The organism is Roseburia sp. AF15-21 (genome assembly GCF_003479505.1).
GTDB lineage: Bacteria > Bacillota > Clostridia > Lachnospirales > Lachnospiraceae > Roseburia_C > Roseburia_C amylophila.
Genome location: NZ_QUHG01000013.1, coordinates 75,570 through 81,644, shown reverse-complemented (window position 1 = coordinate 81,644; position 6,075 = coordinate 75,570). Strand labels below are relative to the sequence as shown.

General features: G+C 43.3%; 6 protein-coding genes. All 6 read right to left on the bottom strand.

Annotated features, from left to right (window positions below; translation table 11 throughout):
• Positions 1 to 214 precede the first annotated feature (214 nt).
• The 6 genes from DWW33_RS14470 to recR all read right to left on the bottom strand — a co-directional run bounded on the left by DWW33_RS14470 (position 215) and on the right by recR (position 6,069).
• Positions 215 to 931, bottom strand: coding sequence for a CvpA family protein (locus tag DWW33_RS14470; protein WP_117697850.1), 717 nt, complete (start codon positions 929 to 931; stop codon positions 215 to 217).
• On the bottom strand, positions 928 to 2,139 hold the full coding sequence (locus DWW33_RS14465) for a DUF5711 family protein (RefSeq protein WP_118639744.1): 1,212 nt from the start codon (positions 2,137 to 2,139) through the stop codon (positions 928 to 930). Before DWW33_RS14465 ends, DWW33_RS14470 begins: the two co-directional genes overlap by 4 nt.
• Positions 2,140 to 2,220: 81 nt before the next feature.
• Positions 2,221 to 3,507 (bottom strand): LysM peptidoglycan-binding domain-containing protein, encoded by a 1,287-nt coding sequence (locus DWW33_RS14460; protein ID WP_118639743.1) that lies wholly within the window; start codon positions 3,505 to 3,507, stop codon positions 2,221 to 2,223.
• 153 nt (positions 3,508 to 3,660) lie between these two features.
• Positions 3,661 to 4,608 (bottom strand): transketolase family protein, encoded by a 948-nt coding sequence (locus DWW33_RS14455; protein WP_117697856.1) that lies wholly within the window; start codon positions 4,606 to 4,608, stop codon positions 3,661 to 3,663.
• Positions 4,596 to 5,432, bottom strand: coding sequence for a transketolase (locus tag DWW33_RS14450; RefSeq protein WP_117842076.1), 837 nt, complete (start codon positions 5,430 to 5,432; stop codon positions 4,596 to 4,598). The genes DWW33_RS14455 and DWW33_RS14450 overlap by 13 nt, the downstream gene beginning before the upstream one ends.
• Positions 5,433 to 5,472: 40 nt before the next feature.
• The gene (recR, locus tag DWW33_RS14445; protein WP_022244307.1) at positions 5,473 to 6,069 is read right to left on the bottom strand and encodes a recombination mediator RecR; all 597 of its coding nucleotides are present in this window, start codon (positions 6,067 to 6,069) and stop codon (positions 5,473 to 5,475) included.
• Positions 6,070 to 6,075: the final 6 nt, after the last annotated feature.

Below are 6,075 nucleotides of genomic sequence, written 5' to 3'. Positions count from 1 at the left end.
TCTCCCGCCGCGGCAGGCGTTTCCTGCGCGGTGGAGTTTTATAATAGCACGTCATTTTCGGGATGTCAACACCCTTTTTTCGGTTTTTTTACACACTTTTTTCAGGCGGTTTGTGGTTTCTAACAAAAAGCAATAGATATTGTGGATTCTGTTTTTTCATCCTACAATATCTATTTGCTGATATTTTTATGTCATTTTAAATTTTTTATACATTTTAGAAAATCCCGGCAAATATCTGTACCAGAAGATTATGCTGATAGAGGAATGCGAGGAACTCATTTTCTCCGATATATGTCACCAGCCGCGTGCCCCATTCTGTGGCTGCCATAATATGTATCAGATAAAATGCCACCCAGACTATAAGAAATCCTTTCACACCGCCTGCCAACATTCCCATGAACCGGTTGATTCCTTTCAGAACCGGAAGCTTCACCACCAGATCCAGCACATTCAAAATAATATGAAGAACCAGATATACCACCACATATGTCACTATGCAGGCAATCAGGCTGATGATAAAATGCGTGATTTTTTGTGCCATTGCCTGATAAACTCCGCTATCTGCCAGCGCCTGATGGACCGCATCACTTCCCGCTTCTGCCGCTTTGTCCATAAGGGCATCCAGTTCTCCGCCACTGATACCATTTTCTTCTAACTGCTGTCTGGTCTCTTCGGACTTCTCCTGTGCTTCCCGGTCCAGCCGGTCCTGCGCATTTTTTTCCACATGCTCTAAGCATTTCTCCGTGATTCTCTCATCCAGCTCTGTGTTTTCTTCTATATAGGTTGTAATCTTTGGAGCTGCAACCGACACCACTGCAAGGGTGATAATCATTGCAAGCAGGGAGAATACTATTTTTATAAATCCACGGAAGTATCCCTCCAGGGCACATACTACCAGGATTCCAATCACACATATCAATAACCAATTCACTTCAGTCTTACCTTCTCTGTTGTTCCTTCCATTATAAATATATAACCATTCTGGCTGCCGTCTGAAATCACATCATACAGCGGTGTATCAAATGTATAGGAAAATTTCTTTACACCATATGTATTGTAAATCTGACACTCTGTGGCGTTCCGGATACAGATTTCTCCATTTCCAAGGAAGTCCACATTTTCATAATCCATGGTAAAATCCTTGCTCAATACATGTTTGCCACCGGTATTATAAATTTCCATATGGCGGCTTTCTTCTGTGCTTTCGGTATCGGATTCTGCCTGCACATCATTATTGTAAATGATGCCAATATAATTTTCACTGGCAAATACACTCTTTATTTCCTGGTTCAGCGCAATTTCATCATCCGGCTCCGGTTTCTGGGTACCTCTGAACAAAATAATTTTGGAATCGCCAAATGCCACCAGACGGTTGTTATCGGTAAATTCTATCTGTGGTATTATCACATCCGGATAGTCGAAGCTTCCTACCATATAATCAATCTCATTTTGTCCTACTGAGCCAAAATTGTAGAATTTGATTGTGCTGCATACTTCTCCATTATTGACCGTGAGCATGGACACTGCTAATTTCTTTCCATCATTGCAAAGGGAAATATCCAGCGGATAACCGCTTTTTTCTGTATAGAATGCGCCGGACACCAGATTTTTGCCATTTTGGTCATACATACGGATGTAATTCTCTCCGTCACTCTCCATCCATACTGCCACAACGCCCTGGTTGGCTACGCTTATTCTGGAGATGTTCATCGGTGTCTCAATTTTGCCCTGCATTCCCGCCTGATTCATGATATAGATTTCAGTTCCGCCCCTATCTGCCAATGCCACATAATCCTCACAGACATCTGCCATTGGTTCTTTCATCTCATAGGTCTGGTTCCAGTACACTTCATCATTGGCGTCGGTATAAATTGCCCCATCGTTACTATATTTGATAAAACCATTTCCATATGCAAGAAACTGGCTTCCAGCAGTGTCCTGACGTTCCACGCTTTTTTCTACCGTGTAACTATTATATTTCCGCAATTTCTGAAAAAAGAAAATCCCCAATGCTGCAACAGCCGCCAGTGCCAGCAACAACAATATGATTTTTATTATTTTCAAACGATGTTTCCGTATTTTGGTATTCAGTTCTTCTTCGTCTGTTTCGATGGTACGAAACTGTGTTTTATCTGCCATTTCTGTTTCTTAACTCCTGCTGTTCTCTTCACTCTTCTATTGATTATAGCCTATATTCCATGTTTCGGCATTATTTTTTTCTTATGGAAGTATTAATTTTTCGCCAACCTTTATATTATCGATATTTTCAATCCCATTTGCCGCACACAAATCTGCCACATGGGAAGCATCCTGATATATCTTTTTACTGATGGAAATCATGCTGTCTCCCGGCTGCACGATATAATAGCCCTGCTGCAATATAATTTCCGCCTCGGACTGGGGCTGTGTACTTGCTGATGCTGCCTGGTCAGATGTATTATCCGGTGCTGCCGTGCTGTCCGGTGCTGCCATGTTATCCGGTGCTGCCGTGTTGTCCGCAACCTGTAAGTTTTCTGCATTCTCTTTTTCTGTTGGTTCTACCTGTCCCGCAAGGTCCTCGATGACCAGCTTTGTCTGGGTTTCCGTATCCGGTGCAGGGTCTGTTCCTGATGAATCATTTTTCTGTTCCATGACACTGACCGCAGTTTCTAGTTTCTTCATTTTCTCATAATTATTGAACATGCTGATGCCTACAACTATGATTGCAATGACCACAAGAAGACCACTTCCATAAACCAGTGAATGAAATGCCGGCAGTTGAAAATTCTTCTTTGGTCTGTTTAAGACCAGCTCCCGGTAGTTTTTTAATGCCTCATCCCGGACTTCCTCCGGTTTCACTTCCTGCGGTGTGTCTTTCCGCGATACTATCATATACTCCTGCATCGCCTGGTTGCGTTCATAATAGATATAATAGCCTTCTTTTTTATGAACGGCTCCCTCTTCATATATGTATAACGTTTCTTCTTTTTCCAGGGAATCCGACAGCAGCAGAAGTCTATTGTTTCCACCAAAGAAATTTTTCAGTATCCGTTCCAGTTCCGGTGTCAGGCAGGGTGCTGTTCCCTTCTCATCATAAAACCAGCCCAGCAGGGTGCTTCCGTCAAAATAGCGTTTAATTAAGGTGCATATTTCTGTCCGGATTTTCTCCTGAAAAACCGGAGCTGTCCCACAATATGCAATTTCCGGCAATTCAAATGCCCCATTTACATAGATATTCGTGTTTTTGCCATGGGTTTCGGTTCTGCCCACCAGAATGCATACCCTCCGTTCATTCATTCCGAGAAATGCCGGATGCAGATAGGTGTATACATAATCTTCTATGAAAATGTGTTTTTCACCCTCTGGCGTCCCAATCTGGCGGAAATTTCGTGGAAACGTTGCCGTATCCTCCGCCTTCTCGTTCGTTCTTCTATTTTCTGTCACTATATTTCCTGTTGCGGTATTTCCTGCCAGTGTATTTCCTGTTGCTGAATTTTCTATTTCCTTCCGTTGTATAATCTCTATCACTTCTGCCGCCCCTTTCCTCTTGTCCTGGGACAACCATAACACAGAGGCGGCGGATTTTTTGCCATATCATGGATGGCGAAAAATGAAGTTTCTGACAGGTTTTTACGAAAAAAGCTGCCACTTTTTCAGTGACAGCTTTCCTTTTTGTCTTTTTTAGTTTTCTTTTACAAAGGCTTTTACCTTTTTGTAGATACTTTCTGCATCCAGTCCGTATTTTGCAATCAGTTCCGGTGCCGGGCCTGACTCGCCAAAGGTATCATTTACGCCAATGCGGAGCACTTTGGCCGGTGCTTTCTCGCAAAGGACTTCACATACAGCACTTCCAAGTCCACCGATGATGGAATGCTCTTCTACGGTTACGACTTTGCCTGTCTTTGTGGCTGATGCAGCAACTAATTCTGCATCGATTGGCTTAATGGTATGGATGTTGATAATCTCTGCATCAATGCCATCTGCTGCCAACATTTTCTCTGCTGCTAATGTCTCGCTTACTTCCAGTCCGGTTGCAAAAATGGTAACATCTTTTCCTTCTTTTAAGACGATTCCTTTTCCGATTTCGAATTTGTAATCTTCGTTATCGTTAAATACAGGAATTGCAAGTCTGCCAAATCGGAGGTAAACCGGTCCTACATGTTCATATGCCGCTTTTACTGCAGCTTTTGCTTCAATATCATCACTCGGATTGATCACTACCATTCCAGGAATTTCACGCATCAGTGCAAGGTCTTCTAAGCACTGGTGGGTTGCACCGTCTTCTCCTACAGAGATTCCTGCATGGGTTGCACCGATTTTTACATTCAGGTGTGGATATCCGATTGCGTTACGCACCTGCTCATAAGCACGTCCTGCTGCAAACATTGCAAAGGAGCTCATGAATGGAACTTTACCGCAGGTAGAAAGTCCTGCTGCGATTCCAGCCATATTTGCTTCTGCAATTCCACAGTCCAAGAAACGTTCCGGAAATGCTTTCTTGAAGATTTCCGTCTTGGTTGCACCTGCCAAATCGGCATCTAATACTACAAGGTCTGTGTGTTCCCTGCCCAGTTCTACTAAAGCATTACCGTAGCTTTCTCTTGTTGCAATCTTCTTTACTTCTGACATAATGCTTCACCTGCTTTCTTCAATTCTTCCATTGCCTGTTCGTACTGCTCGTCATTTGGAGCTTTTCCATGCCAGCCCACCTGATTTTCCATAAAGGAAACTCCTTTTCCTTTGGTGGTCTTTGCAATGATTGCAACCGGCATGCCTTTTACTTTCTTTGCTTCTGCAAAGGCATTACGGATTTCTTCCATATCATTTCCATTGATATTGATTACATGGAAATTGAATGCTTCAAATTTCTTATCAATCGGGTATGGAGAACATACTTCTTCTACCGTTCCATCTATCTGAAGGTTATTGTTATCTACGATTACAGTCAGGTTGTCTAAGTGATGTGCGCCTGCCCACATGGCAGCTTCCCAGATTTGTCCCTCCTGAATCTCACCATCACCACACATTGCATACACCCGGTAATCCTTATCATCCATCTTACCAGCCTGTGCCATTCCTACTGCGCAGGACAGTCCCTGTCCTAAGGAACCTGCAGACATATCAACACCCGGAATATGTTTCATATCCGGATGTCCCTGTAAATAAGAACCTGTATGACGCAGTGTCACAAGATCTTCTACCGGAAAATATCCTTTGTGTGCCAGTACAGAATATAATGCCGGAGCTACATGTCCTTTCGACAGCACAAATCTGTCGCGGTCTGCCATCTTCGGATTCTTCGGATCCACATTCATCTCTTCAAAATACAGATATGTCATAATATCTGCTGCGGAAAGTGATCCGCCTGGATGTCCGGATTTTGCACTGTGCAATGCCGTAACAATACTTTGTCTTACTTCATTTGCCTTTTTTTCCAACTCTGCATTCGTCATTTTACTTAACCTTTCTCATGAATAAGCTTGTTTGTATCCATTACAACTCCACACGTCCCTCTAACGCGCGAAGTAATGTTACCTCGTCAATGTATTCCAAATCCCCTCCCACAGGGACGCCGCTGGCAATTCTTGAGACCTTGATTCCGGTCGGTTTCACCAGCTTGCTGATATACATTGCTGTTGTCTCTCCCTCTAAACTTGAATTGGTGGCAATAATGACTTCTCTTACATCACCCTCCAGCCGATGTATCAGCTCCTTGAGCTTAATGTCATTCGGTCCGATTCCAAGCATCGGAGATATTGCCCCATGAAGTACATGATATACTCCTTCATATTTTCCAGTTTTCTCATAAGCTGCCAGATCCCTGGTGTCCTCTACTACCATGATTACGCTGTGATCCCGCTGGGGATTTTTGCATATCGGGCAGAGTTCATCATCGGTCAGGGTCAGGCACTCTTTGCAGTAGTGTATATTCTGTCTTGCATCTAATATGGAACGACTTAATTTTTCCACATTTTCTTCCGGCATATTCAAAATATGAAATGCCAGTCTCTGCGCCGACTTTGGTCCAATTCCCGGCAAGCCGGAAAGTTGTTCTATCAGACGGCTTATCTGACTGCTGTAATAGTCCATTCTGCT